General features: G+C 48.0%; 2 rRNA genes (1 of these 2 cut by a window edge). Both read left to right on the top strand.

What is annotated here, in order from left to right:
- Positions 1-134, top strand: a 16S ribosomal RNA gene (locus VTHSUH11_RS05835); the annotation flags it as partial.
- A gap of 574 nt (positions 135-708) precedes the next feature.
- A 23S ribosomal RNA gene (locus VTHSUH11_RS05840) occupies positions 709-2500 on the top strand (it continues 1137 nt past the right edge of the window).

Raw genomic sequence — 2500 nt, forward strand, 5'->3', positions numbered from 1 at the left:
CACCACGAAAGTCGGAAGTGCCCAAAGCCGGTGGGGTAACCTTCGGGAGCCAGCCGTCTAAGGTAAAGTCGATGATTGGGGTGAAGTCGTAACAAGGTAGCCGTATCGGAAGGTGCGGCTGGATCACCTCCTTTCTAGGGAGACATACACCGAGCCAAGAGCTTGGATGTCACTTAGGTCGACACTTTGGCCAGTAAGTAGACGTAGCATATGCGCTAGCTGTACTTACAACCTACATTGTTCGGTTTTGAGAGATCTGTAAAGATTTCTCAATTTAATATGGCGTATAAATTACGCGTTAATCTAGGCGCACGCAGGATTGCGAAATCGACGCATACTGGAAGTATGCTAGATGAGCAAGGCAAGTGCAACGACGAGTAACACGGAATTTATCGGCAGATTTGTTCTTTGAAAACTGCATAGAAGATAATTATTATATATTTGTAAGGTCATCTCTTAGAATTTCTAAGTAGGTTGACCCGAGCACATAGGAAATAATTCTCTGACTTAATGGTGACGTACATGTAAAATGTACGGCTACAAAATAACGACAATGTATCTAATGCATGTCTAAAAATCAAATTGATTTTCGTCAGAATTTGATGAATATCGAGGCGTACCAGTGAAGCGAAATCGCCGCGTATTTGTATACGCAAGATGAGCTGAATGCAGTACAACGAAGATAGTCGCAAATTATGGCGCAAAATAAGTAAAGATTTTAAGGGCGTACGGCGGATGCCTTGGCGATATCAGCCGAAGAAGGACGCGGTAAGCTGCGATAAGCTACGGAGAGGTGCAAGCAACCTTTGACCCGTAGATTTCCGAATGGGGGAACCCGGCAGTGGTTATGCACTGTCACCCATACCTTTGAGTATGAGGAGGGCACCTGGGGAACTGAAACATCTAATTACCCAGAGGAAGAGTAATCAAACGAGATTTTCTTAGTAGCGGCGAGCGAACGGGAAAGAGGCCAAACCGGAGCGGGCAACCGCACCGGGGTTGAGGACAGTCATCAAGTGTAAATGAGGTAGAAGAATCATGCTGGAAAGCATAGCCGCAGAAGGTGAAAGCCCTGTAATCGAAACCTTGCATACATGGGACTGTATCCAGAGTACCACGAGACACGTGAAACCTTGTGGGAAGCAGGGGGGACCACCCTCCAAGCCAAAATACTGATATCGACCGATAGCGCATAGTACCGTGAGGGAAAGGTGAAAAGAACCCCTGGCGGGGAGTGAAAGAGAACCTGAAACCGTATGTCTACAAACAGTCGAAGTCTGTATATATATCAGGACGACGGCGTGCCTATTGAAGAATGAACCGACGAGTTACTGTTGCTAGCGAGGTTAAGTGGAAAACATGGAGCCGCAGCGAAAGCGAGTCTGAACAGGGCGTTCAGTTAGTAATAGTAGACCCGAAACCGTAGTGATCTATCCATGGCCAGGTTGAAGCACAGGTAAAATTGTGTGGAGGACCGAACTCGTGAGCGTTGAAAAGCTTTGGGATGAGTTGTGGATAGGGGTGAAATGCCAATCGAACACGGAGATAGCTGGTTCTCCCCGAAATAGCTTTAGGGCTAGCCTCGAGGTTGAGAGTATAGGCGGTAGAGCACTGATCGGGCTAGGGGCCATACCGGTTACCGAACCTAGTCAAACTACGAATGGCTATACTTATACTCGGGAGTCAGACAGTGAATGATAAGGTCCATTGTCAAGAGGGAAACAGCCCAGAACACCGACTAAGGTCCCAAATGTTACACTAAGTGGCGAAGGATGTGGAGTTTCCAAAACAACCAGGATGTTGGCTTAGAAGCAGCCACCATTTAAAGAGTGCGTAATAGCTCACTGGTCGAGAGACTCTGCGCCGAAGATGTCCGGGGCTAAAGTGTAAAACCGAAGTCGTGTCATATGCAGCAATGTATATGGGTAGGGGAGCGTTCTCATCGGGCTGAAGCAGTACCGTAAGGAGTTGTGGACTGATGAGAAGTGAGAATGTCGGTATGAGTAGCGAAAAGAATGGTGAGAATCCATTCCACCGAAAGCCTAAGGGTTCCTGAGCAACGATCGTCGTCTCAGGGTAAGTCGGGACCTAAGCCGAGGCGGAAAAGCGTAGGCGATGGACAACAGGTTGAAATTCCTGTACCGGTGTGAATCGTTTGATCGAAGGAGTGACACAGTAAGGTAGGTCAGCACGCGATTGGAAGTGCGTGTTTAAGCATGTAGGTTGAGCTATAGGCAAATCCGTAGCTCTAAAAGCTGAGATGTGATGACGAGCTGTTTACAGCGAAGTGATTGATCCTACACTGTCGAGAAAAGCTTCTAGGTAGAGACACATCGCCCGTACCAAAACCGACACAGGTAGGCGGGGAGAGAATCCTAAGGTGCGCGGGAAAACCCTCGTTAAGGAACTCGGCAAAATGCCTCCGTAACTTCGGGAAAAGGAGGACTCATGTAGTGTGAAGGGCAGCAACGCGTGGAGCATGAATGAGTGGCACAAGAGA

Source organism: Veillonella tobetsuensis, assembly GCF_002959935.1.
In the GTDB taxonomy this organism is placed as follows: domain Bacteria; phylum Bacillota; class Negativicutes; order Veillonellales; family Veillonellaceae; genus Veillonella; species Veillonella tobetsuensis.